This is a genomic window from Azospirillum sp. TSO35-2, assembly GCF_003116095.1.
Classification (GTDB): Bacteria; Pseudomonadota; Alphaproteobacteria; order Azospirillales; family Azospirillaceae; genus Azospirillum.
The window spans coordinates 592,796-617,115 of sequence record NZ_LGRA01000018.1 but is presented as its reverse complement, the minus strand read 5'-3'; the positions used below and the strand labels follow the sequence as shown (position 1 = coordinate 617,115).

Below are 24,320 nucleotides of genomic sequence, written 5' to 3'. Positions count from 1 at the left end.
CCCCTCTCCCGCGAAGCGGGGGAGGGATGGGGAGGGGGCATCGAAGCCGACACCCCTACTGGAACGCCACCTCCGCCAAGCTGCGCAGCTTGCGGGAGTGCAGCGTCTCCATTCCGTGCTCGCGCAGCAGTTCCATCGCCAGCACGCCGATCTTCAGATGCTGGTCGACCCGCTCGCGGTAGAAGCGGTCGGCCATGCCCGGCAGCTTCAACTGCCCATGCATCGGCTTGTCCGACACGCACAGCAACGTCCCGTACGGCACGCGGAAGCGGAAGCCGTTCGCGGCGATCGTCGCGCTTTCCATGTCCAGCGCGATCGCGCGGCTCTGGCTGAAGCGCATCAATGGTTCGCGGTGGTCGCGCAGCTCCCAGTTCCGGTTGTCGATGGTGGCGACGGTGCCGGTGCGCATGATGCTCTTCAGGTCGAACCCCGACAGGCCGGTCACCCGCTCCACCGCGGTTTCCAGCGCGCGCTGCACCTCGGCCAGCGCCGGCACCGGCACCCACAGCGGCAGGTCGGCGTCGAGCACATGATCCTCGCGGACATAGCCGTGGGCCAGCACATAGTCGCCCAGCCGCTGGGTGTGGCGCAGGCCGGCGCAATGGCCCAGCATGATCCAGGCGTGCGGGCGCAGCACCGCGATGTGGTCGGTGATGGTCTTGGCGTTCGACGGGCCAACGCCGATGTTCACCAGCGTGATGCCGTTGCCGTCCGGCCGTGTCAGGTGGTAGGCCGGCATCTGCGGCATGCGCGTCAGCCTGGCCGAAGCGGAGTCCACCGTGCCGCCCAGGTTCTGGTTGGTGGTGACGATGTCGCCCGGCTCGACGAAGCGGTCATACTGGCTGCGGTAGGCGGCCAGATCGGCGTCGCCGGTCGGCTCCATGATCTCGCGCGACAGCCGGATGAACTCGTCGACGTAGAACTGGTAGTTGGTGAACAGGACGAAGTTCTGGAAATGCTCCGGCGCCGTCGCGGTGTAGTGGCGCAGCCGGTGCAGCGAGAAATCCACCCGCGGCGCGGTGAACAGGGCAAGCGGCTTCACCGCGTCCGGCCCGGTGTCGCAGGTGCCGTTGACGATCGTGTCGTCCATCCGCGCCAGATCGGGCAGGTCGAACAGGTCGGGCAGCCGGGTCAGGCGGTCGGGCGGCAGGTCGCCTTCGACATACATGCCGTTCGGGAAGGCGAAGTGGATCGGGATCGCCTCCTCGCTGACGCCGACCTCCAGCGGAACCTCGTGGTTGCGCAGTAGCAGCGTGAACTGTTCCAGCAGATAGCGCTCGAACAGGTCGGGCCGGGTCACCGTGGTGGCATGGACGCCGACGCCCTCGACGAAGCCGTAGGACAGGCGGGTGTCGACCCCGGCGCCGGAGGTCACCGCCACCCGGACATAGGGGTAGCAGGCCCGGTTGCGCCCGCCTTCCTCCTCGCCCTGGGTGTAGTCGGCGAAGCGCTGGCGCAGAAAGGCGGTGTTGCGCTCGTAGATGTCGCGCACGCAGGCCAGCGCGGCTTTGGCATCGGTGAAGCGCCCGGCAGACCCGGGCTGGAGCGGGGCTTGATCGGTCATGCCTTCGAAGATGGCGTACGAACGACCGGGTGGAAAGGCCGAATTTCGGCCAATCCCGGCCCCCAGCCCTTTGGTCAAGCTCCGTACGACCTGCCGTCAGTCGGCGTTCAGCCCCATCAGCGACTTGGCAAAGGCGTCGGCGTCGAACGGGCGCAGGTCGTAGATGCCCTCACCGACGCCGATGGCATGGACCGGGATCCTGAACTTCTCCGCCAGCGACACCAGCACGCCGCCGCGGGCCGAGCCGTCCAGCTTGGTCAGGATCAGGCCGTTGACGTTGACCATGTCGCGGAAGATCTCGACCTGGGAATGGGCGTTCTGGCCGGTGGTGGCGTCCAGCGTCAGCAGGGTGGTGTGCGGTGCCGTCTCGTCCAGCTTCTTGATGACGCGGACGATCTTGCGCAGCTCTTCCATCAGGCCGGTCTTGTTCTGCAGGCGGCCGGCGGTGTCGATCAGCAGCACGTCGACCTTCTCGGCCCGCGCGCGCTCCAGCGCGTCATAGGCGAGGCCGGCGGCGTCCGCCCCGGTGTCGCGCGCCACGACCGGGCAGCCGGTGCGCTCGCCCCAGATCTTCAGCTGGCTGACCGCGGCGGCGCGGAAGGTGTCGCCGGCGGCCAGCATCACGCTCTTGCCCTCCGCCTTGAACTGGCGGGCGAGCTTGCCGATGGTGGTGGTCTTGCCGGTGCCGTTGACGCCGACGACCAGGATGACGTGGGGCGCCAGCGCCGGGTCCAGCTCCAGCGGCTTGGCCACCGGGCCGACGATCTTCGCCACCTCGGCGGCGAGCGTCACCTTGACCTCCTCCGGCGACACCTCCTTGCCGAAGCGGGTGCGCGCCAGCTCCGCCGTGACCTTCGCCGCGGTGGCGGGGCCGAGGTCGGCGGTGATCAGCAGTTCCTCCAGCTCCTCCAGCGCCTCATCGTCGAGCTTGCGCTTGGTGAAGATGCCGGTGATGCCGTCGGTCAGCTTGGACGACGACTTCGACAGGCCTTCCTTCAGCTTGGCGAACCAGCCCTTCTTGCTCGGCGGCGCCTCGTCCGCCGGCACGGCCGCCACCGGAGCCGGGGCAGGGACCGGCACCGGCACCGGTTCGGGGATGGGCGCCATCTCCGGTACCGGCTCGACCACCGGTTCGATGAACGGGGCGGGGGCGGGCGGGGCGATGGGCGGCGCGGCGGGCGGTTCCGGAACCTTCTCCACAACCGGCGGCGGGGCCGGTGCCGGCACCGGTTCGGGCGCGGGGGTCTCGACCTTTGCCGATTCGGGGATCGCCGCCTCGTCCTTGGGGGCGGTCTCTTCGGGCTTCTTGCGGCCGAACCAGCGGAGAATCATGGAATGTCCGATGTCAGAGAGGGGCCGATATCACGATCAACGGGGGCTGCCGACCAGCACGCCGTCCGTCACGCCGGTGATCGTGGCGGGGACCAGCGAACCGGCGGGGAAGGCGGTGGTCCCCAGGCGCACCGCGGCGAACTGCTCGGTCCGGCCGAGGTCGTCCTTCTCCACCAGCACCGTCGCGCTGCGGCCGACCATCCCGGCCAGCGTCCGCGCCTCCGCCTCCGCACCCACGGCACGCAGGCGGGCAGCGCGTTCCTTGCGGACGGCGCCGTCGACCTGCGGCATGCGGGCGGCCGGCGTGCCGGGGCGCGGGCTGTAGGGGAAGACATGCAGCCAGGTCAGGCCGCACTCCTCCACCAGCCGCAGGGTGTTCTGGAACATCTCCTCGGTTTCCGTCGGGAAACCGGCGATGAAGTCGGCGCCGAACACCACGTCGGGGCGGATGCGGCGCACGCGCTCGCAGAAGGCGATAGCGTCGGCGCGGCCGTGGCGGCGCTTCATCCGCTTCAGCACCATGTCGTCGCCGGCCTGGAGCGACAGATGCAGGTGCGGCATCAGGCGCGGCTCGTTCTCGATCAGGCGCCAGAGGTCCTCGTCCATCTCGATGCAGTCGATGGAGGACAGCCGCAGCCGCGGCAACTCCGGCACGCACGCCAGCAGCCGGCGGACCATCTGGCCCAGCGACGGCGCACCCGGCAGGTCGGGGCCATAGCTGGTGATGTCGACGCCGGACAGCACCACCTCGTTGTAGCCGGCCTTCACCAGCGCCTGGACCTGCTCGACGATGCCGCCGATCGGGACGGAGCGCGAGGGCCCTCGGCCGTAGGGGATGATGCAGAAGGTGCAGCGGTGGTCGCAGCCCTGCTGGACCTGGACAAAGGCGCGGGCGCGGTCCTCGAACCCGCCGATCAGGTGACCGGCGGTTTCCTTGACCGACATGATGTCGTTGACCAGCACCTTCTCGGTCGGCGGCAGGCCCCAGCTTTCGGGCTGGAGCTTTTCCTGGTTGCCCAGGACCTGATCGACCTCCGGCATCGCGGCGAAGCGCTGCGGGTCGATCTGTGCCGCACAGCCGGTGACGACGATGCGCGCGTCCGGCCGCTCCCGCCGCAGCTTGCGGATGGTCTGGCGCGCCTGGCGCTCGGCCTCCGACGTCACCGCGCAGGTGTTGACGATCACCACATCGTCCAGCCCGGCGCTGCGCGCGTGGTTGCGCATCACCTCGGACTCGTAGGTGTTCAGCCGGCAGCCGAAGGTGACGATCTCGGGGCCGGCCTGCGTCATGGTGTCGTCGGTGCTGTCGCTCATTCCGAAACCAGTGCGGGCGACAGCCGCCCGCTGAAGCTCAGCGCCACCGGGCCGGTCATCAGGACGCGGTTGTCCTCCGTCCATTCGATCGTCAGGGTGCCGCCGTCCAGGAGGATGTCGGCCTTGCGGCCGGTCAGGCCACGGCGGACCGCCGCGACCAGCGTGGCGCAGGAGCCGGAACCGCAGGCCTGGGTGATTCCGGCGCCCCGCTCCCACACCCGCATGCGGATGGCGGTGGGCGACAGCACCTGGGCGAATTCGATGTTGGCGCGCTCGGGGAAGGCCGGGTGGTGCTCGAACACCGGGCCGACCTCCTCCAGCGGCACCGCCTCGGCGTCGTTCACGAAGAAGACGGCGTGCGGGTTGCCCATGTTGACCGCGACCGGGCCGGCGAAGCCGCCATGCTCCACCGCATCGACCCGCAGCGTGTCGGCGGGCTCCGCCAGCGGGATGGCGCTCCAGTCGAGCCGCGGCTCGCCCATGTCGACGGTGATGCGGCCGTTGTCGGCCCAACTGGCGTGCAGCAGGCCGGCGGCGGTCTGGAAGCTGGCGCGGTCGCCGCCGCTCTCTTCCATCAGCAGCCAGCCGACGCAGCGCGACGCGTTGCCGCAGGCGCCGGCCTCGCTGCCGTTGGCGTTGAAGATGCGCATGAAGGCGGCGGCGCCCGGCGCGTCCGTCCGCTCCAGAACGATCAACTGGTCGCAGCCCACCCCGGTCCGGCGGTCGGCGATGGCGCGCACCTCGGCCTCGGACGGCCGATACGGCGTGGAGCGGGCGTCGATCACGACGAAGTCGTTGCCGAGGCCATGCATCTTCAGGAAGTCGCGGGTCATGACCGCCGTTATATGGCGAGCGGCGGGGATAAGTCCATAAGGCGCCGCGCAACGCAGGCTCGCAGCCGCCGTGGCCGCCGACGCGCCGCCTTTTGTCACGCCCCCTTGAACACCAGATGCTTGGACGCCGCGAAGTTGAAGAACATGCCGGCGATGGAGCCGGCGGCGACGGCCAGGAACGGGTGGGCCGCCACCGTCTCCACGCCGGACTCCAATCCGACCGACACGCCGTAGTTCACCACGCCGCCGATGGCGTTGGCGGCGATGAACTTGGCCCACTGGCGGTGCAGCGGCTCGTTGGCGGCGCCGCGGAAGGTGAAGGCGCGGTTCAGCGCCCAGGTCGCCGTGGCGGCGGCGAAGAAGGACGGCACGCGGGCGGCGAAGAACTGCAGCCCCAGCGCCAGCCCGGCGTAGAGCACGACCGTGTCCACCACCAGCCCGATGATGCCGACCACGCCGAACTTGGCGAACTGCACGCCGAGCCGGCCGAGCCGACTGTCGAGCAGTCCGGCCACCACGCCGCTCAACGCCGCGCGTCCGGCTGGGCCAGCGGCGGGTGGTTGCCCGGCGCGCGCAGCGACAGGTAATGCATGCGCTTGGCCTCGCGGCGGCCATGGGTGACGGTGTCCAGGATCAGCCCGCAGGTCAGGCTGAGGAAGCCCAGCAGCATCAGCCCGGTGGCGAGCAGGGCGGTGGGGAAGCGCGGGACCAGTCCGGTTGCGAAATAGGTGGTGACGACCGGGATGCCCAGGATCACCGACAGCAGGGCCAGCAGGCCGAACAGGGCGGAAAAGAAGGGCAGCGGCCGCTCTTCCTTCACCAGGATGACGATGGTGCGCAGGATGCGGATGCCGTCACGGATGGTGTTCAGCTTGCTGTGCGACCCGGGCGGACGGTCCTTGTAGGGGGTCTTGACCTCGGCGATCGGCATGCGCAGTTCCAGCGCATGGACGGTCAGCTCCGTTTCGGTTTCGAAACCACTGGCCAGCGCTGGGAAGGACTTCACGAAGCGGCGTGAGAAGACGCGGTAGCCCGACAGCATGTCGTTGATCCGGCTGCCGAAGATCTTGGCGACCATGCCGGTCAGCACCAGATTGCCGAAGCGGTGGCCGGGCCGATAGGCGGCGACGATGTCGGTCACCCGCGCGCCGTTGACCATGTCCAGCTGCTCCTCCCACAGGCGCTTGACCAGCAGCGGGGCGCTGGGCGCGTGGTAGGTGGCGTCGCCGTCGACCAGCACATACACGTCCGCCTCGATGTCGGCGAACATGCGGCGCATGACGTTGCCCTTGCCCTGCAGCGGCTCGCGCCGGACCACGGCGCCGGCGGCGCGCGCCACCTCCACCGTCCGGTCCGACGAGTTGTTGTCGTAGACATAGACGATGGCGTCGGGCAGCGCCGCGCGGAAGTCCTGCACCACGGAGGCGATCGCCGCCTCTTCGTTGTAGCAGGGGACCAGCACGGCGATGGTGGGGGCCGGGCCGGCCATCGTGGCGTCCAGCGGCGTTCCCGAATCGGCGGTGCCGGGGGCGGAGGCGGGGCGGTCGACGGTCGATACGGTCATGGTCGGGGCTTCGGGCTCGGAAAAGGGCAGGGGCGGCGCGGAGTGATGACGGGGCGATAAACAGCACAAACGGGGCGATTATTCCACTGTCTCCCGGGAGACTGTACACAAGTTGAGGGGTTCCCCGAGATTGTTGGGGATCACCCGGCAGCGCTGCGGATCGAGCCGCAGCCCCATCAGCGCCGCCGCCTTGGCGGCTCCGGCCGTGTCGGGGACGGTGCTCAGCATCAGGAACGGGCCGCGGTGGGCCGCCACCTTGTCCTTCAGGATGGCGAGATAGCCGTTGCCGACCGAATCCGGCTGCAGGAAGTTGGACTGGATGCGCACGAAGGTGGTTCGCGGCGGAAAGGACGGGATGACGTGCGCGATGGCCCAATAGCCGGCCATCAGCACCATGGTGTCGTCCGCGTCCTCGATCGGCGGCACCTCCGCCGTCACCCAGCGCTGGTCCGCGCCGGTGGGCCAGGGGATGCGGCCCCAGTCGGCCGGCTGCACCGTCAGTTGCACCAGCGCCAGCAGCGCCACCGCCAGCCCGATGCGCAGCCGGTGCGCCAGCGGCAGCAGCCCCACCGCCATCACCAGCGCCAATGGCGCCAGCATCTCCAGCGGCACGAGGTAGCGGTAGATGCAGAACATCACCACCCACAGCGCGTAGGTGACGGTCAGCGCCACCAGCAGGTAACGCGTCGCCGGCCCCTCGGTCAGCCAGTCATTCCGCTTTCCCAACGATCGGCCGGCCAGGACGCCGACGAATCCGACCGGTACCAGAACGAACAGCGCCAGCACCCGCAGGTCGAACCATGGCACCTCGCCCACCGTCAGGGGCGAGACGGTGAAGACGAACGGGAAGAACAGCCGCGCCAGCAGGCTCGGCGGGAAGAAGCCGACATTGACGTAGTCGGACAGCGCGGCGAAAGGCGACTTGAAGATGTGGTTCATGTGCGGGAACACCGGGTTCCCGTAATCGTGCCACAGATGGGCCATCCAGACCCCGCCGCCCAACGCCAGCCCGCCCAGCACCCCGATCCCGAAGAAGAAGGCCAGCCACAGCCGCCGCCACGGCGCCGCGGGCAGCGCCAGGAAGGCGAGGCAGAGGCCGACGGCGTAGATCACCGTCGGATTCTTCAGCCCCATCGCCGCCCCGGCGAACAGCCCGGCCGCCGCCACCCGCCCGAACGCCGGCAGCGCCCGTCCGTCGAGAATCCCGGGCAGCCCACGCGCGACCACCACCAGCGCCCCCAGCACGCCCAGGCTGACGACGTTGTCCTGAAAGGTGGTGCCGATCAGCCCGAGCGTGCCGCCGCCCAGCCCGCCCATCACCGCCAGTGCCATGGCGATCAAGGTTCGTTGCAGAGCCGGACCATTCCGCAGGCAGGACGATGCCAGCAGGAACAGCAGCGACAGGTTAACGCCCTGGACCGTTCCCCAGATGAACCCGGCCACCCGCGCCGGCAGATGGCTGGCCAGCAGGTAGAAGGGCACGTCCAGCAGCGGGCTGTAGAAGGTCGGCATCTGCGCCGGCAGCAGATCCCGCCCGATCCGCCCGGTCAGCATCGCGTAGCCGTTGTACCAGTGGTAGTTCCGCAGGTCCCAGTTGGCGTCCATGCCGAAGGCCAGCGTCAGCAGCCCGTAGGCCAGCGGCGCCAGCAGCAGGAAAGCCCGGCCGGCGAGGCGGGCGCGGCGGTCGTCGTCGAGGGTGGACATCGGATCGGCTGGGCCTTGGTCGTTGGGGGAACGCACGGGTGGCGACTTGGTAGGCGGCTGCCACGTCCACCGCAAGGGCCGCCGTGACGGCTGCCATGGCGGTCGGGGCGCGTCAGCCCGGTGAAACGGCTGCGTCCTGCCGGCGCAGCCAGTCGGGCAGCCCCGGCAGGGCGACATGATCGCGGTGGTAATGCTCCAGCAGGAAATAGCGCCCGGTCTCCACCGCCGGGCAGCCCGGAATGGTGACGAGCCGGCCGCCGGCCAGCCGCTGGTCGATGAACAGCAGCGGCACCAGCGCTATTCCCAAGCCATCCTCCGCCGCCTGGATGGCGACAAAGGTGTGGTCGACCTCCAGCCGGTTGCGCAGCCGGTCGGCGCCGATCCGGTTGGCGGCGCACCAGTGCAGCCACAGGTCGGGGCGGGCCCGGATGGTGATGATGGTGCGCTCCGCCAGCCCGTCCGGCATCGCCGCCACGTCCAGTTCGGCCAGCAGGCGCGGGCTGCACACCGGCGCCGAGCGCTCGACCATCAGCGGGGTGGGCGTCAGGCCGCCGAAATGACCGGGATCGCGGCGGATGGCGTAGTCGAGCGGGCGCGACAGGTCGATCCGGTCCGGGGCGGTGAACAGCGACAGCTCGACGTCGGGAAAAGCCGCCTTGAAGGCTGGCAGCCGGGGCAGCAGCCAGTGCATCGCGAAGGTCGGGATGCAGTCGAGATGGACGGTGCGCCGGGCGTCGACCTCCCCCAGCGTGCCGGTGGCGGTGGCCAACTGGTCGAACAGGTCGGCGACCCGCACGAAATAGCGGGCGCCGAACGGGGTCAGCCGGACCTGCCGGCGCGACCGGTCGAACAGAGCCAGCCCCAGTCACTCCTCCAGCAGGCGGATCTGCCGGCTGACGGCGCCGGTGGTGACGCACAGCTCGTCGGCGGCGGCGCGGAAGCTGCCGTGGCGCGCCGCCGCCACGAAGGTGCGTAGCGCGTTGAGCGGGGGGAGGGGGCTGGGCATCCGTTGATTTTTTCTCAAGGGTCGCCGCAGAACAAGTCGTTTTTCGGGAGGGCGGGCGGCCGCTACCGTGGGGCTCATCAAACATCGACCGGCGGAATGGTGGGGCGTGGAGCAACGGAACGGAGTCCGGCGCGATGATTCGGCGGTGCCGGCGCGGCTGGTGTGGGCGCTGGGGCTGTCGCAGCTTCTGTGCTGGGGCGTGTCCTATTACCTGATCGGCCTGTTCGGCGTGGCGATGGCCGCCGATCTGGGGCATGGGCTGCCGGCGATCCATGGCGGCTTCACCGTGGCGCTGATCGTCATGGGGCTGGTGTCGTCCCGCGTCGGGCGCGGCATCGACCGGCGGGGTGGCCGGCCGGTGATGGTCGCCGGCTCGGTCCTGATGGCGGCCGGGTGCCTGGGGCTGGCGCTGGCGCAGGAACTGGTCGCCTATTACGCCGCCTGGATCGTGCTCGGCCTCGCCATGCGGATGACGCTGTACGACGCCGCCTTCGCCGCGCTGGCCCGCATCGGCGGCCGCGCGGCGCGCACGCCGATCTCGCAGATCACCCTGCTCGGCGGGCTGGCCTCCACCGTGATGTGGCCGGTCGGGCAGGGGCTGGCGGACGCGGTCGGCTGGCGCGGCGCGTTGTGCGCCTATGCGGTGCTGGCCCTGGCGACGGTGCCGCTGCACCGCCAGATCCCGGCGGACCGTCATGTGGAGGCCGCGCCGGCGCCATCCGGCCGGCCATCACCCACCCCCGCGCCGTCGGCGCCGCCGTCCCGGCTGGCCCCGGTCCTCTACGCGCTGATCGTGGCGCTGACCGGCATGCTGAATTCGGGGATGTCCGCCCACATGATCGGGCTGCTGGGCGGGCTCGGCATGGCGCCGGCCCTGGCGGTGTGGGTGTCCACGCTGCGCGGCGTCGGCCAGTCGGCCGCCCGTCTGGCCGAGATCCAGTTCGGCAAGCGCCTGTCGGCCTTCGGGCTGGCCATCCTGGCGACCGCGCTGGTGGTGCCCGGATTCCCGCTTCCCGTCGCGTTCGGGGCGACGCCGGCGGCCGGGATCGCCTTCGCCCTGCTGTTCGGCGCCGGCAATGGGCTGGTCACCATCGTGCGCGGCGCCTTGCCGCTGGTGCTGTTCGACCCGGCGCACTATGGTCAGACCGTCGGGCGCCTCATCACCCCCGGCTTTTTCGCCTCGGCGCTGGCCCCGCTGCTGTACGCGCTGGTCATCGAACGGTTCGGCGACGCGGCGGCGCTGTGGCTGTCCTTCCTGCTGGCGATCGGCGCGCTGGCGGCGGCCTTGGTCCTGGCGTTGCGCTTCAGGGCTGAATCGGCGGGGGTTTTGCGCAAGAATCATGCGTAATGGCGCATTTGCGCATGCCTGTTCGCTCGCCGCGCGTGGGGAAAAGGGCAAGCTTCCTCTGGCAATGGCTTGTTCGGTCTGCTATTCACCACGCTCTGCATGCGCACGCTTGCGCCTTCTTGCGCGACAGGATTTCTGGCGATGGATAAGTTCACGGTTCTCACCGGCGTTGCGGCGCCGCTGCCGATGATCAACGTCGACACCGACATGATCATCCCGAAGCAGTTCCTGAAGACCATCAAGCGGACGGGGCTGGGCAAGCATCTGTTCGACGAGATGCGTTACACCCCCGATGGGCAGGAGATCCCGGACTTCGTCCTGAACAAGCCGGCCTACCGCGGCGCCAGCATTCTGGTGTCCGGCGACAATTTCGGCTGCGGCTCCTCGCGGGAGCATGCGCCGTGGGCGCTGGCCGACTTCGGCATCCGCTGCATCATCGCCCCCAGCTTCGCCGACATCTTCTACAACAACTGTTTCAAGAACGGCATCCTGCCGATCAAGTTGCCGAAGGAGCAGGTCGACCTGCTGCTCGACGACGCGTCGCGCGGGTCGAACGCCGTCATAACGGTCGACCTTGAGAAGCAGACCATCACCGGCCCCGACGGCGGCTCCATCACCTTCGAGCTGGACCCGTTCCGCAAGCATTGCCTGCTGAACGGCCTGGACGACATCGGCCTGACGCTTCAGCAGGTCGGCCAGATCGACGGGTACGAGGGCAAGCAGCGCGCCGGCCAGCCGTGGATGTGGGGCTGACCGCCCCCGTCCAGCCCCCGATTTCCACAGCCCTGTCTTCTTGACGTCTGACTTTTTGGGAGTGCGTGCGCCATGCCCGCCAATAAGAAGCTTCTGTTCCTCCCCGGTGACGGCATCGGTCCGGAGGTGATGCGCCAGGTCCGCCGGGTCGTCGACTGGATGGACCGCAAGCGCAAGGTCACCTTCGACGTGTCCGAAGGTCTGGTCGGCGGCGCGGCGATCGACGCCCACGGCGTGCCGCTGTCGGACGCGACGCTGGCCGAAGCGCTGGCGGCGGACGCGGTGATGCTGGGCGCCGTCGGCGGCCCGAAGTGGGACAACCCCACCGACTACACCAAGCGTCCGGAAGCCGGCCTGCTGGCCCTGCGCAAGGAACTCGGCCTGTTCGCCAACCTGCGCCCGGCGGTGGTGTTCGACGCGCTGGTCGACGCCTCGACCCTGAAGGCCGACGTCATCCGCGGCCTCGACATCCTGATCGTGCGCGAGCTGACCGGCGGCGTCTATTTCGGTGAGCCGCGCGGCATCACCGACATCGGCAACGGCGAGCGCCGCGGCGTCAACACCCAGGTCTACACGACGTCGGAAATCCGCCGCGTCGCCCGCGTCGCGTTCGAGCTGGCCCGCAAGCGCGGCAACAAGCTCTGCTCGATGGAGAAGGCGAACGTCATGGAGTCCGGCCTGCTGTGGCGGCAGGAAGTGACCAAGCTCCACCAGGAGGAGTTCCAGGACGTCGAGCTGAGCCACATGTACGCCGACAACGGCGCCATGCAGCTGCTGAAGAACCCGAAGCAGTTCGACGTGATCGTCACCGACAACCTGTTCGGCGACATCCTGTCGGACGAGGCGGCGATGATGACCGGCTCGCTCGGCATGCTGCCGTCGGCCTCGCTCGGCGCCCCGGACGCGAACGGCAGCCGCAAGGCGCTGTACGAGCCGGTGCACGGCTCTGCCCCGGACATCGCCGGCCGCGACCTGGCCAACCCCTGCGCGACCCTGCTGTCCTTCGCGATGTGCCTGCGCTACTCGTTCAACCTGGACGAGGACGCCAAGCTGATCGAAAAGGCCATCCAGAACGTGCTGGGCGGCGGCATGCGCACGGCCGACATCATGGCCCCGGGCATGGCGCGCTGCTCCACCACGGTGATGGGTGACTCGATCCTGCGCGAGCTGGACAAGGTCGCGTCCTGATCGGCTTGATGGGCCGATTGGCTTGATGGCCTCTCCGGCCTGACGGCTTGAGCGAAAAAGCCTCCGTCCTCAATCCGAGGGCGGAGGCTTTTTCATGCTCCCATGCAAGCCTTCAATCGCTCCCGGCCGGGCGGTCGGCCGTGCGGCCGCCGTGGCTCGCCTGTCCGCCCTTGCGACCGGCTTCCGCCGCCAGCGAGGGGTTCTTCGAGAAGCTGCGCGACGAGGCGGGCACGCTGCGCCCCCCTTTGCGCCCAGCCTCTGCGGCGAGTTCCGGGTTCTTTGAAAAGCTGCGTTTGTCGGCCGGCACGCTTTCACCGCCTTTGCTGGCGATCTGGCGTTGCCGATCGGGGTCCATCGACGCGAATCCGCGGCCGGACGTGCGACCGCTCTCTTTCGAGGCCATAACCAACCTCCGACTGTGCCTTGTTGAATGGACAACCGGGCAGACGGGCGGTTGGTTCCAACCGACGAACAGATTCCGCAACGGAACGTTTGGTGCGCGATCTTATTCTATCGCGTCGAGCCGGCTGATGGCGTCGGCCAGCGCAACCAGGCGTCGGGCGTTCTCGACGTGCAGGTTCTCCACCAGCTTGCCGTCGACCAGCACCACGCCCTTTCCGGCGGCCGCCGCCTCGGCGTGCGCGGCGATGATGCGGTGGGCGTGGGCGATCTCGCCAGCGTCGGGGGCGAAGGCGGCGTTGCAGGCGGCGATGGTCTTGGGGTGGATCAGCGTCTTGCCGTCGAATCCCAACTCGCGTCCCTGCCGGCAGGAGGCGGCGAAGCCCTCGTCGTCGTTCAGGTCGAGATGCACGCCATCCAGGATCGCCAACCCGTAGGCCCGCGCCGCCAGCAGGCACAGGCCAAGGCTGGTGATCATCGGCAGCCGCTGCGCCGTGTGGGCGGCGTGCAGGTCCTTGGCGAGGTCCGAGGTGCCAAGCACCAGCGCGCCGACGGCGGGGGAGGCGCCGGCGATCTCCTTGGCGTTCAGGACGCCGAGCGGCGTCTCCATCATGCACCAGATCGTCTGGCTGTCCGGAGATCCTGCGGCGCGCAGCACCGCTTCGGCTTGCCGGACGGCGTCGGCGCTCTCCACCTTCGGCAGCAGCACGGCGTCGGCGCCGCTGGTCGCCGCCATCCGCAGGTCGTCGTAGCCCCAGGGGGTGTTCAGCCCGTTGGTGCGGACGATCAGCTCGCGCCCGCCATAGCCGCCGCCGGCCAGCGCCTGGGCGATGGTGTCGCGGGCGGTGGCCTTGGCGTCGGGCGCCACCGCGTCCTCCAGGTCGAGGATCAGCCCGTCGGCGGGCAGGCTGCGCCCCTTCTCCAGGGCGCGGGCGTTCGAGCCCGGCATGTAGAGCACGCTGCGGCGGGGGCGGACGGTCATGACCATGGCGGTGTCCCGGAAACTGCGAGTGGGAAAAGGCGAACGGTTGGTGCGGCCAGCTTTAGCCGCGCGCCCCGGCGCTGTCCATGGGCCACGCCGCCACAGCCCGTTCGGTCGAACGTCCACGCATGGCAGCCATGCCCCTGGCCGGGTGGACGGGGCCGGAGTCGGCGGCTTTACCGTTGGCGGGGCGTCGCATAGGCTCTTGCCCCATGAAGACCGTCCTCACCATCCAATCGCACGTCGCCTATGGCTATGTCGGCAACCGGGCCGCGGTGTTCCCGCTGCAACGGCTGGGCATCGACGCCGTGGCGGTGAACACCGTCCAGTTCTCCAACCACACCGGCTACGGCGCCTGGACCGGGCAGGTCTTCACGGCGGAGCACATCGCCGACGTGGTCGACGGCATCGACGCCCGCGGCGTGCTGCCGACCTTCGACGCGGTGCTGTCCGGCTATATGGGCGACGTCGGGCTGGGTCAGGTGATCGTCGAGACGGCGGCGCGGGTCAAGGCCGCCAACCCCAAGGCGGTCTATTGCTGCGACCCGGTGATGGGCGATGTCGGCCGCGGCTTCTTCGTGCGGCCCGGCCTGCCGGAGTTCATCAAGGAGCACGCGGTGCCCGCCGCCGACCTGATGACGCCGAACCAGTTCGAGCTGGAGTATCTGACCGACCGCACCGTCTCCACGCTGGACGACGCGCTGGCGGCGACCGCGGCGCTGCGGGCGCGCGGGCCGCGGCTGGTTCTGGTGACCAGCCTGACCCGCAGCGACGCCGACGCCGATAGCATCGAGATGCTGGTGGACGGCACCGACGGCGCCTGGCTGGTGGCGACGCCGCGTCTGGTCTTCGACCCGCCGCCCAACGGGTCGGGCGACGCGGTGGCGGCGCTGTTCCTCGCCCATTACCTGACCGCCTTCGACCCGGCCGACGCGCTGGAAAAGGCGGCGGCGGCGATCTTCGCCATCTTCGAGACGACCAAGCGGATGGGCACGCGCGAGCTTCAACTGATCGCCGCGCAGGACGACTTCGTCGCGCCCAAGCGGCGCTTCACCGCCACCCGCCTGCGCTGACCCGTTCCGACACCGGCCCGCCTACACCGTTCCGGTGGCGGCGTGGGTCGGGTCGTCGACCACCCGCGATGCCGGGAGGCGCACCGTCATGGTGGTGCCGGCGCCGGGGGTGCTGCGGCAGGTCAGCGTCCCGCCATGCAGGTCGATGAAGTTCTTGGAGATCGACAGGCCCAGCCCGGTGCCCTCGAACCGCCGGTTGGCGGCGTTCTCCGCCTGGCGGAAGGGCTGGAACAGGTCGGCCATGAAGTCCGGCGGGATGCCGATGCCGGTGTCGGTCACCGTCAGGCGGAACCCGCCGTCCCGGTCCCGTCCGGCGGCGACGGTGACATTGCCACCCGCCGGGGTGAACTTCACCGCGTTGGACAGCAGGTTCAGGATCACCTGCTTGAAGGCCCGGCGGTCGACCCACAGGGTGGCGACCGCGGCGGCGAGGTCGTTGTGGATGGCCACCCCGCCGGCGGCGGCGCGGTCGCGCACCATCATCAGGCACTGGCCCACCGCCTCGTGGCATTCGACCGGCTCCTCGCACAGCTCGAACTGGCCGGAATCGAGCTTGGACATGTCCAGCACCGCGTTGACGATGTCCAGCAGGTGCCGGCCGCTGTCGTGGATGTCGGTGATGCAGGACTTCTGCCGCTCGTTCACGGTGCCGAAGAACTCGCTGTCCAGCACCTCGGCGAAGCCGATGATGGCGTTCAGCGGGGTGCGCAGCTCGTGGCTCATGTTGGCGAGGAACTGGCTCTTCGCCCGGTTGGCCAGCTCCGCCTGGGTCTTGGAGGCGATCAGTTCCGCCTCCTGCTGCTTGCGGCGGGTCATGTCGCGGATGACGCCGACGAAGATGTGCGGCTCCTCCGGCCGGATGCCGCCCGCCGCCGGGGCGCAGGGGCCGCCGCCCAGCCGCAGGTCGCTGACGGTGAAGCCGACCGGGAAGGCGCGGCCGTCGCGCCGCAGCGCGGTCAGGTCGCGGTCGTTGGCACCGGCCCGCGCGTCGGGGATCAGCGCCTCGATCGGCTGGCCGATCATCGCGCGCTCCGGAACGCCGAACATCAGCTCGGCCGCGCGGTTGAAGGTGACGATGCGGCCGACGGTGTCGAAGGTGACCACCGCGTCCAGCATGGAATCGAGGATGCCGCGGGTCCGGCGGGAGGCGCGGGCCAACCGCGCCTGATCCTCCTCGCGCCGGGCGTGCTGGCGGACGACGAAGACGGTCAGCAGGGTGATGGCGATGGTCATCACCGCGCCGACGGCGGTCCAGGCGGCGGCGTCGCGTCGCCAGTCGGCCAGCGCGGCGCTGACCGGCAGCGTCGCCACGATGACGAAGGGATAGCCCTGCACCCGCCGCACGCTGACCAGGCTGTCGACACGTCCCGCCGGGCCGCCCGTCATTCCGGCCACCGGTGCGTCGTCGCGCAGCGTCGCCTCGTCCTGCGTCGCCAGCGCCTGCCGGATCGTCGGCCAGCCGGCCAGGCTGTCGAGGTGCAGGCGGTCCTGCGGCCGCTCCAGCAGCACGGTGCCGTCGTCGAGCGCCAGGATGACGCTGCCCTTGCGGTCGATGCGCTTGGACTCCAGCGTTGCCGCCAGCCGCGTCGGGTCGACCAGCGCCGCCACCACGCCCCGGAAGCCGTCCGCTCCGCCCTCCGGCGTGGCGTCGGCCGCCCAGCGCCGGCTGAACGGGATGACGCGGGTGCCGGGGATCACCCGGCTGACGATCGGTGCGCCGACGAACAGGCCGTTCCGGTCCGTGTCGGCGCGGTCGCGCGCCGCGATGACATAGGCGCGGTCGTTGAGCGCGAGGGCCGGTAGCGGCACGGCGGCGGAATGGTGCAGGACGAAGCCGTCGCGGTCGATCACCACCAGGTCGGCGACCTCGGGAAAGGCGTCGCGGCGCTGGCGCAGGTGCTCGTGGATCAACGGGCTGCCGCGGTGCAGCCCCTCGCCATGGGTGTTCAGCGCGAAGGTGAGGTCGCGCAACAGCTGGTCCACCGCGAAGACGGTGCGCAGCGTCTGCGCCTCCAGCATGCGGCCGAGGTCGCGGGTGGCGCGCTCGCCGGCGTCGATCGCCTCGCGCCGCCCCTGGAACACCCCGTAACCGATCAGCGCGTTCACCACCAGGACGAAGGCGAGGCCGGAGGCCATCATCAGAAACCGGACCGACCCCAACCCGCCACGCATCGTCCGCGCCAGGCCGGCGACGGAACGGGACGGGAGATGGGGCCTGGGAGCGGCCATCGGCGTTGTGGCTTCCTGGAAAGACGGTCAGGCGGAACGGAGCGTCTTCATTAGACGAGCCGTTCCGGTAAGGAAAGCGCCACCACGTGTCCATTGGGGTTTCTCCGCTGCGCCCACTTGCCGCGCCCCGTCCTGTCGCAGCCGGCTCGACCGGCCGTTCTGCCATGCCGGAGTGGGCGTTGCCCGCCGCGCCGCCATCCGCTAGGTAAGGGTCTCCCTTCCCAGCCGAAGCTTGCGCATACCCCCATGACCGATGGACCGCTTTCGCTTTACCGCGCCCGCCGCGGCACTGGCACGCTGCGCCCCGACCCCGACCAGGAACTGGCGGCCGAGAAGTTCCAGAGCCTGTACCAAGCACTGAAGGGCTACCGGCCGCAGCCGGCCGGCGAGGGCAAGGCGGCGGGCGGCGGCTGGCTGGAGCGGTTCGGGCTGGGCCGGCTCCGCACGGCGCCGCCGGCGCCCGAGATCGCCTCCACCGCGCCTCAGGGGCTCTACCTCTATGGCGGGGTGGGGCGCGGCAAGTCGATGCTGATGGACCTGTTCTTCGACACCGCCCCGGTGGACAAGAAGCGGCGTGTCCATTTCCACGAGTTCATGCTGGAGGTCCACCAGCGCATCCACGACCACCGCCAGTCGGGCCGGGGCAAAGGCGACGGCCCGGACGAAGCGCTGCCCGAACTGGCCCGCGCGCTGGCCGACGAGGCGTGGCTGCTGTGCTTCGACGAATTCCACGTCACCAACGTCGTCGACGCGATGATCCTGGGGCGGCTGTTCACCAGCCTGTTCGACCTGGGCGTCGTGGTGGTCGCGACGTCCAACTGGCCGCCGGACATGCTCTACAAGGACGGTCTCCAGCGCGAGCTGTTCCTGCCCTTCATCGCGCTGCTGAAGGAGAAGCTGGACATCCTGTCGCTGGACGGCCCGACCGACTACCGGCTGGACCGGCTGAAGGGCGTGCCGATCTATCATCATCCGCTGGGCCCGGCCGCCGACGCGGCGCTGCGGCGCGCGTTCGCCGACCTGACCGGTGGTGCGGCGGGCGAGCCGACGCACCTGCTGGTGCAGGGACGCCGGGTGGAGGTTGCCTGTGCCGCCAAATGCGTCGCCCGTATCGATTTCTGGGACCTCTGCGGCAAGCCGCTGGGCGCCGCCGATTATCTGGCGCTTGCGACGCATTTCCACACCGTCCTGATCGACAACGTCCCGACGATGAAGGACGAACTGCGCAACGAGGCCAAGCGTTTCATGACGCTGATCGACGCGCTGTACGAGCACAAGGTCAACGTCGTCATCGCCGCCGAAGGCCCGCCGGAACGCCTCTATCCCGAAGGCACCCACGCCTTCGAGTTCGAGCGCACGGTCAGCCGCTTGATGGAGATGCAGAGCGAGGACTATCTCAAGCTCCAGCATCTGACCTGACGTCGCTCCCGCACCGGGAGGCCGGTGTCGCGTGGGTGTCTCACCAAGCCGCGTTTGACGAGGGGCGCCCGCCGGCCCGGGCAGCCATTCACCGCGCGTGCGCCCAACGCCTTGCGTGCGGGCCGTTTGAAATCGCTCCAACATTGCCTGGACAGGTTTCCCCGGCCCGGTCCGCCGGCAAGGCAACACTCGCACCCGGTTGTCCTGGGGCATGCCCAAGCGGCGGTGCCCAGGATTGCGGTGTCCCAATGGCGCTGCGCTCCGGCATTTCCGGTGCGGCTTTTAAAGCGGTTTCCAAATGACCATGACAGACTGCCGGAATATTAGAAAATAATTAATAGTTCATCGAGAGCATGAGAGGAGATATGCTGCAAAAGAGTGCATAGGTATGCTTATCGATGTCATGCGGCATCGCCTGACAGTGGAGGGTTTTATCCGGAAGTGGATGAACGCTTCGCTTGGCGAGAGCCAGGGGACGCACGAACATTTCATCGATCTCTGCGATATCCTTGGCGAGCCGCCACCTGCCGAAGCTGACCCGCAGGCCACCAGCTATTGTTTCGAAAAGGCCGTCGCGCAGACCGATGGCCGGCCCGGACGCGCCGATGTTTGGAAACGCGGCTGCTTTGCCTGGGAGTACAAGGGGCCGGGCGGCGACCTGCAAGCCGCCTACGCACAGCTGCAGCGTTACGCACCGGCGCTGGCCAACCCGCCGCTGCTGATCGTCAGCGACATGCGGCGGTTCCGTGTCCACACCAACTGGACCAACGCCGTCACCGAGACGCACGACATCGTTCTGACGGACTTGGTTGAACCCGACCGGCGGCAGATCCTGAAATGGGCCTTCGCGGATCCGGGGCGGCTGCGACCCGGCCGGACGCGCGCCATGCTGACCGAAGAGGTGGCAGGCCGCTTTGCCACACTCGCCGACCGGCTGACGCGGCGCGGGCACGATCCCTGGGTGGTCGCGCATTTCCTGATGCGGTTGGTCTTCTGCATGTTCGCCGAGGATGTCGGCCTGCTCGGCGACCGGCTGTTCACCGAACTGCTGGACGAGGCGGTTCGCGACCCGGCGGAGTTCGCGTCGCTGGCCGGAACACTGTTCCGTTCCATGCGCGGCGGTGGCCGGCTGGGCTTCAAGGCGGTGGAGTGGTTCAACGGTGGGCTGTTCGAAGATTCCAGTGCGCTGCCGTTGGAGCCTGGAGAACTGGCGCTGGTGCGTGAGGCGGCACGGCTGGACTGGGCCGACATCGACCCGACTATTCTCGGCACCCTGTTCGAACGCGGGTTGACGCCGGAACGGCGCACGGCGCTGGCGCGCGAGGTGGTGCGGCGCGACCGGGACGGCCGCTCGCGTGGTGCCGTCGGCGTCCACTACACGTCCGAGCCGATGATCCTGAAGCTGATCGATCCGGTCGTCACCCGTCCGCTAAAGCGCGAATGGACGGCGCTGCGCGGTCGGATCGTGACGCTGCTGGACAAGGCGCGCCGTGCCGCTCCCGCCGGCCGGGACCGCGCGCGTCGCGATGCACGGGCGCTGTATGATGGCTTTCTCGACCGGTTGCATCGGGTTCGGGTGTTGGATCCCGCCTGCGGTTCCGGCAATTTCCTGTATCTGGCGCTGCGCGAACTGAAGGATTTGGAGCACGCGGTGCTGGTCGATGGCGAAACCTTCGGCTTCCAGCGCCAGTTGGAGTTCGATCTGAAAGGCAACGCCCGGCCGCGGACCATCGGGCCGGAGGCGGTGATGGGCATCGACGTCAATCCGATGGGCGTCGAACTGGCCCGCATCTCGGTGTGGATCGGCTTCATCCAGTGGATGCTCCGCCATGGCGAGGAGGTGCCGCGCAACCCGATCCTGAAGAGCCTGGAAACCATCCGGCAAAAGGATGCGCTGGTCGACCTGATCGGCGGCGAGGAGCATTGGCTCGCTCCGTGTGCCCGCGAGGACGACGGAGCACACCGGGTCGTCATCGTCGGCAACCCACCCTTCGTCGGCGACAAGGCGATGCTGGGCGGCCTGGGCGAGAATTACGTGACGCGCCTGCGCAGCCTTTTTGAAGGACGCTTGCCCGGCGCCGCCGATCTCGTCTGCTACTGGTTCGAGAAGGCGCGTGCCCTGATGGAGGAGGGGCGGGTGGAGCGTGTCGGGCTGGTCGCCACCAACTCGATCCGAGGTGGCGCGAACCGCAGCGTGCTCGACCGCATCCGCGGGTCCGGCACGATCTTCGAAGCGTGGTCGGACGAACCCTGGCGCGTCGATGGCGCGGCGGTGCGGGTGTCGCTGGTATGCTTCGGTCCCAAGGGGATCGACGAGACGCCGCGGCTGGACGGACGGGAGGTGCCGGAGATCTTCTCCGACCTGTCCGGTGGCGGGGTGGATCTGACGACGGCGAAGCGGCTGGCTGAGAATGGCGGCGTGTGCTTCGAGGGCATCAAGAAGTACGGTCCTTTCGATGTTCCAGGCGAGACGGCCCGCGCATGGCTGACCAGTCCGCTCAACCCCAACGGCCGTCCGAACGCCGATGTTCTTCGCCCTTGGCTGAACGCCATGGATGTGGTTCGGCGTCCATCGGACACATGGGTGATCGATTTCGGCGGTATGGACGGACAGGAAGCCGCTCTTTATGAGGCCCCCTTCGAGCATGCCCGCCGCCACGTCTGTCCGGAACGCGCCGGCGACCGCAACGCGCGCACCCGCCAGCTCTGGTGGCTGCACGAACGCTCCCGTCCGGAATTGCGAGCAAGCCTGCTGAAACTGTACCGCTGTATCATGACACCGGTCGTCGCCAAGCACCGGGTGTTCGTCTGGTGTCCGACACGCGTGCTGACGGCCAACCTGCTCGATGTCATCGCCCGCGACGATGACACCACATTCGGCATCCTGCACAGCCGCTTCCATGAGCTGTGGGCGCTGCGTCTGGGGACGAGCCTTGAGGATCGGCCGCGCTACACCCCGTCCACGACGTTTGAAACCTTCCCGTTTCCCGACGGCCTGACGCCCGACCGTCCGGCCGACGCCTATGCCGACGACCCGCGCGCCCAGGCCATCGCGGCGGCGGCATGCCGGTTGAACGATCTGCGGGAGGCATGGTTGAACCCGTCGGACCTCGTGGAGCGGGTGCCGGAGGTGGTGGACGGGTTTCCCGACCGGCTGCTGCCGCGTGGCGAGCGCGCCGCCACGGTCCTGAAGACCCGCACCCTGACCAATCTCTACAACAAGCCGCCGGCATGGCTGACGCAGGCTCACGCCGCCCTGGATGCCGCCGTTGCCGCCGCCTATGGCTGGCCGGCCGACCTGTCGGACGAGGAGGCGCTTGCCCGTCTCCTCGCGCTCAATCATGCCCGGACGGCGGTGGGCAAGACGGCGCGAAAGGGGCGAAGCCGGGAGACCGACCGCAAACAGGGAACCCTGATGCTGCCGATTTCCGGCGGCAAGTCGGCCGCGGACGCATCCACCGGCACGGAAACGCCCGAGGCGGTGCCCGACCACGCTCCCGGGCGACGGGCACCCGGCCGCCGCCGGACCGGATGAGCCCCCTCCGGCCCTTCACACCGCCACCAGCCTGTCCGCCGCCCGCCGCCGCAGTTCCGCAAAGTCGCGGCCGGCGTGGTGGGACGAGCGGGTCAGCGGCGTCGCCGACACCATCAGGAAGCCCTTGGCCCGCGCCACCGTGCCGTAGCGTTCGAACTCGTCGGGCGTGACGTGGCGGGCGACCGGGTGGTGGTTGGGGGTCGGGCGGAGATACTGGCCGATGGTCAGGAAATCCACCCCCGCCGCCCGCAGATCGTCCATCACCTGCAACACTTCCGCCGGCTCCTCGCCCAGCCCGACCATGATGCCGGACTTGGTGAAGATCGACGGGTCCCGTTCCTTCACCCGGTCGAGCAGGCGGAGCGAGCCGTAATAGCGTGCCCCCGGCCGGACATCGGCGTAGAGCCGCGGCACGGTTTCCAGGTTGTGGTTGTAGATTTCGGGGCGGGCGTCGGCGACGGTCTCCACCGCGCCGGCCTTGTTGCGGAAATCGGGGGTCAGCACCTCCACCGTCGTGGCCGGGGAGGCGGCACGGATGCGGGCGATGCAGCGGGCGAAATGCGCCGCACCGCCGTCGGGCAGGTCGTCGCGGTCGACCGAGGTGACGACGACGTGGGCGAGGCCCAGCTCGCCGACCGCCTCGGCCAGCCGCTCCGGCTCGTGGGGATCGAGCGCGTCGGGCCGGCCGGTGGCGACGTTGCAGAAGGCGCAGGCCCGCGTGCACACGCTGCCCAGGATCATCACGGTGGCGTGCCGCTTGCTCCAGCAGTCGCCGATGTTGGGGCAGGCGGCCTCTTCGCAGACCGTGTTCAGGCCGTGGCGGCGGACGAGGGTTTGCGTGTCCTCGAACGCCGCGCCGGCGGGGGCGCGGGCGCGGAGCCAGACCGGCTTGTCGGCCTGATGCTCCGGCCGCGTGGCGCGTGTCGCGGGCGTCGCCATCAGTGCACGGCCTCCGCCATCGCGGCGGCCATGGCCGCCGGCTGCACGATGATCTTCACGTTGCGGTCCTTGTGCGCCACCAGCTCCTCGAAGCCGCCGGTGACGATGCTGTCCAGCGTGATGCGGCCGGTGATCAGCGGCTGCACGTCGATGCGGCCGTCGGCGATGAAGCGGATGACGTCGGCGAACTCGCCATTGTAGGCCAGCGAGCCGATGATCTGCTTCTCGGTGGCGACGATCTCGAAGAAGTTGAAGGAACTCGGTTCCTCGAAGATGCCGACCAGCACCGCCTTGCCGGCCTTGCGGATGACGTCGATGGCGAGCTTCGCCGTGTCGCGGTGGCCGATGCACTCGAACGACACGTCGGCGCCGTAGCCGCCGGTCAGCGCCTTGACCTCCGCCACCGCGTCGCATTCCTTGGGGTCGAGCACGACGGTGGCGCCGACCTCCAGCGCCTTGGCCTTGCGGGCCGCCGACATCTCCAGGACGATGATCCGCCCGGCGCCCGCCGCCTTCGCGCACATGATGGTGCACAGGCCGATGGTGCCGGCGCCGACCACCACCACCGTCTCGCCGACGATGCTGCCGGCCTTCTTTACCGCGTGCATGCCGACCGCCAACGGCTCGATCAGGGCACCGGCCTCGGTCGGGAAGCCGTCGGGCAGCTTGTAGAGCAGCTCGGCCGGGACGTTGACCAAGCTGGCGAAGGCGCCGTTGTTCATCAGCCCGGTGAAGGCCAGCTTTTCGCAGATGTTGTACATGCCGTGCTTGCAATAATAGCACTCGCCGCAATGCTGGCAGGCGTCGGCCGCCACCCGGTCGCCGACCGCAAAGCCGGTCACGCCCTCGCCGAGCGTCGCGATCTCGCCGCTGAACTCGTGGCCCAGGATGCATTGGCCCTTCAGGCCGGTCAGCGGGTGGGGCGTGTCGACCGGGATGAAGACGGGGCCGGCGACATACTCGTGCAGGTCGGACCCGCAGATGCCGCACCAATGCACCTTGATCTGCACCCAGCCGGCGGGCGGCGCGCCCGGCAGCGGCACGTCTTCCACCCGGATGTCCTTGCGGCCATGCCAGACGGCGGCCTTCATCGTGGTCATCGCGTTCATGGTGTTGTCCTCCGGATTTGTTGTTTTGG

At 69.4% G+C, this 24,320-nt stretch carries 20 protein-coding genes; 6 read left to right on the top strand and 14 right to left on the bottom strand.

Features of this window, described 5'->3' with window-relative positions:
• Positions 1-55 precede the first annotated feature (55 nt).
• From TSO352_RS13695 to TSO352_RS33230, 9 genes are all read right to left on the bottom strand, one after another.
• Positions 56-1,564: an AMP nucleosidase gene (locus TSO352_RS13695; protein WP_109107865.1), complete on the bottom strand. Its 1,509-nt coding sequence runs from the start codon at positions 1,562-1,564 to the stop codon at positions 56-58.
• Between the two features lie 96 nt (positions 1,565-1,660).
• Positions 1,661-2,896, bottom strand: a complete 1,236-nt coding sequence (gene ftsY, locus TSO352_RS13690) for a signal recognition particle-docking protein FtsY (RefSeq protein ID WP_109107864.1) — start codon at positions 2,894-2,896, stop codon at positions 1,661-1,663.
• Between the two features lie 36 nt (positions 2,897-2,932).
• Positions 2,933-4,210, bottom strand: a complete 1,278-nt coding sequence (gene mtaB, locus TSO352_RS13685) for a tRNA (N(6)-L-threonylcarbamoyladenosine(37)-C(2))-methylthiotransferase MtaB (RefSeq protein ID WP_199231597.1) — start codon at positions 4,208-4,210, stop codon at positions 2,933-2,935.
• Positions 4,207-5,043: a diaminopimelate epimerase gene (gene dapF / locus TSO352_RS13680; RefSeq protein ID WP_109107863.1), complete on the bottom strand. Its 837-nt coding sequence runs from the start codon at positions 5,041-5,043 to the stop codon at positions 4,207-4,209. The genes mtaB and dapF overlap by 4 nt, the downstream gene beginning before the upstream one ends.
• Before the next feature lie 95 nt (positions 5,044-5,138).
• Positions 5,139-5,561 carry a GtrA family protein gene (locus TSO352_RS13675; protein WP_109108319.1) on the bottom strand — a complete coding sequence of 141 codons (423 nt, stop codon included), beginning with the start codon at positions 5,559-5,561 and terminating at the stop codon, positions 5,139-5,141.
• 5 nt (positions 5,562-5,566) lie between these two features.
• Complete coding sequence (locus TSO352_RS13670) at positions 5,567-6,607, bottom strand: glycosyltransferase family 2 protein (RefSeq protein ID WP_109107862.1); 1,041 nt, start codon at positions 6,605-6,607, stop codon at positions 5,567-5,569.
• A 78-nt stretch (positions 6,608-6,685) separates the two neighbouring features.
• Positions 6,686-8,311 (bottom strand): hypothetical protein, encoded by a 1,626-nt coding sequence (locus TSO352_RS13665; RefSeq protein WP_109107861.1) that lies wholly within the window; start codon positions 8,309-8,311, stop codon positions 6,686-6,688.
• A gap of 112 nt (positions 8,312-8,423) precedes the next feature.
• Positions 8,424-9,107: a LysR substrate-binding domain-containing protein gene (locus tag TSO352_RS13660; protein WP_109107860.1), complete on the bottom strand. Its 684-nt coding sequence runs from the start codon at positions 9,105-9,107 to the stop codon at positions 8,424-8,426.
• Between the two features lie 69 nt (positions 9,108-9,176).
• Entirely contained in the window at positions 9,177-9,317 is a 141-nt protein-coding gene (locus TSO352_RS33230; RefSeq protein ID WP_158284590.1) for a LysR family transcriptional regulator, read from the bottom strand.
• 106 nt (positions 9,318-9,423) lie between these two features.
• Between TSO352_RS33230 and TSO352_RS13650 the strand changes: the two genes are divergently transcribed.
• The 3 genes from TSO352_RS13650 (at position 9,424) to leuB (ending at position 12,606) form a co-directional block, all read left to right on the top strand.
• The gene (locus tag TSO352_RS13650; protein WP_247872083.1) at positions 9,424-10,665 is read left to right on the top strand and encodes an MFS transporter; all 1,242 of its coding nucleotides are present in this window, start codon (positions 9,424-9,426) and stop codon (positions 10,663-10,665) included.
• A gap of 141 nt (positions 10,666-10,806) precedes the next feature.
• Positions 10,807-11,418: a 3-isopropylmalate dehydratase small subunit gene (gene leuD, locus TSO352_RS13645; protein WP_109107858.1), complete on the top strand. Its 612-nt coding sequence runs from the start codon at positions 10,807-10,809 to the stop codon at positions 11,416-11,418.
• Between the two features lie 72 nt (positions 11,419-11,490).
• Positions 11,491-12,606, top strand: coding sequence for a 3-isopropylmalate dehydrogenase (leuB, locus tag TSO352_RS13640; protein WP_109107857.1), 1,116 nt, complete (start codon positions 11,491-11,493; stop codon positions 12,604-12,606).
• 112 nt (positions 12,607-12,718) lie between these two features.
• Here the strand turns inward: leuB and TSO352_RS13635 are convergent, their stop codons facing one another.
• Positions 12,719-13,009 (bottom strand): KGG domain-containing protein, encoded by a 291-nt coding sequence (locus tag TSO352_RS13635; RefSeq protein WP_109107856.1) that lies wholly within the window; start codon positions 13,007-13,009, stop codon positions 12,719-12,721.
• Between the two features lie 102 nt (positions 13,010-13,111).
• On the bottom strand, positions 13,112-13,993 hold the full coding sequence (locus tag TSO352_RS13630; protein ID WP_109107855.1) for a CoA ester lyase: 882 nt from the start codon (positions 13,991-13,993) through the stop codon (positions 13,112-13,114).
• A gap of 206 nt (positions 13,994-14,199) precedes the next feature.
• Between TSO352_RS13630 and pdxY the strand changes: the two genes are divergently transcribed.
• Positions 14,200-15,060 (top strand): pyridoxal kinase PdxY, encoded by an 861-nt coding sequence (gene pdxY / locus TSO352_RS13625; protein WP_109107854.1) that lies wholly within the window; start codon positions 14,200-14,202, stop codon positions 15,058-15,060.
• Between the two features lie 21 nt (positions 15,061-15,081).
• On the opposite strand, the gene TSO352_RS13620 is transcribed toward pdxY, so the two are convergent.
• On the bottom strand, positions 15,082-17,289 hold the full coding sequence (locus TSO352_RS13620) for an ATP-binding protein (RefSeq protein ID WP_109107853.1): 2,208 nt from the start codon (positions 17,287-17,289) through the stop codon (positions 15,082-15,084).
• A gap of 246 nt (positions 17,290-17,535) precedes the next feature.
• Between TSO352_RS13620 and zapE the strand changes: the two genes are divergently transcribed.
• Complete coding sequence (gene zapE / locus TSO352_RS13615; RefSeq protein ID WP_109107852.1) at positions 17,536-18,708, top strand: cell division protein ZapE; 1,173 nt, start codon at positions 17,536-17,538, stop codon at positions 18,706-18,708.
• 445 nt (positions 18,709-19,153) lie between these two features.
• Positions 19,154-22,243: a class I SAM-dependent DNA methyltransferase gene (locus TSO352_RS13610; protein ID WP_211100387.1), complete on the top strand. Its 3,090-nt coding sequence runs from the start codon at positions 19,154-19,156 to the stop codon at positions 22,241-22,243.
• Positions 22,244-22,258: 15 nt separating this feature from the next.
• Here the strand turns inward: TSO352_RS13610 and lipA are convergent, their stop codons facing one another.
• Together lipA and TSO352_RS13600 are read right to left on the bottom strand one after the other, a co-directional pair.
• Positions 22,259-23,182, bottom strand: coding sequence for a lipoyl synthase (gene lipA, locus TSO352_RS13605; RefSeq protein WP_109107851.1), 924 nt, complete (start codon positions 23,180-23,182; stop codon positions 22,259-22,261).
• Positions 23,182-24,291 (bottom strand): 2,3-butanediol dehydrogenase, encoded by a 1,110-nt coding sequence (locus tag TSO352_RS13600; RefSeq protein ID WP_247872082.1) that lies wholly within the window; start codon positions 24,289-24,291, stop codon positions 23,182-23,184. Before TSO352_RS13600 ends, lipA begins: the two co-directional genes overlap by 1 nt.
• Between the last annotated feature and the right edge of the window lie 29 nt (positions 24,292-24,320).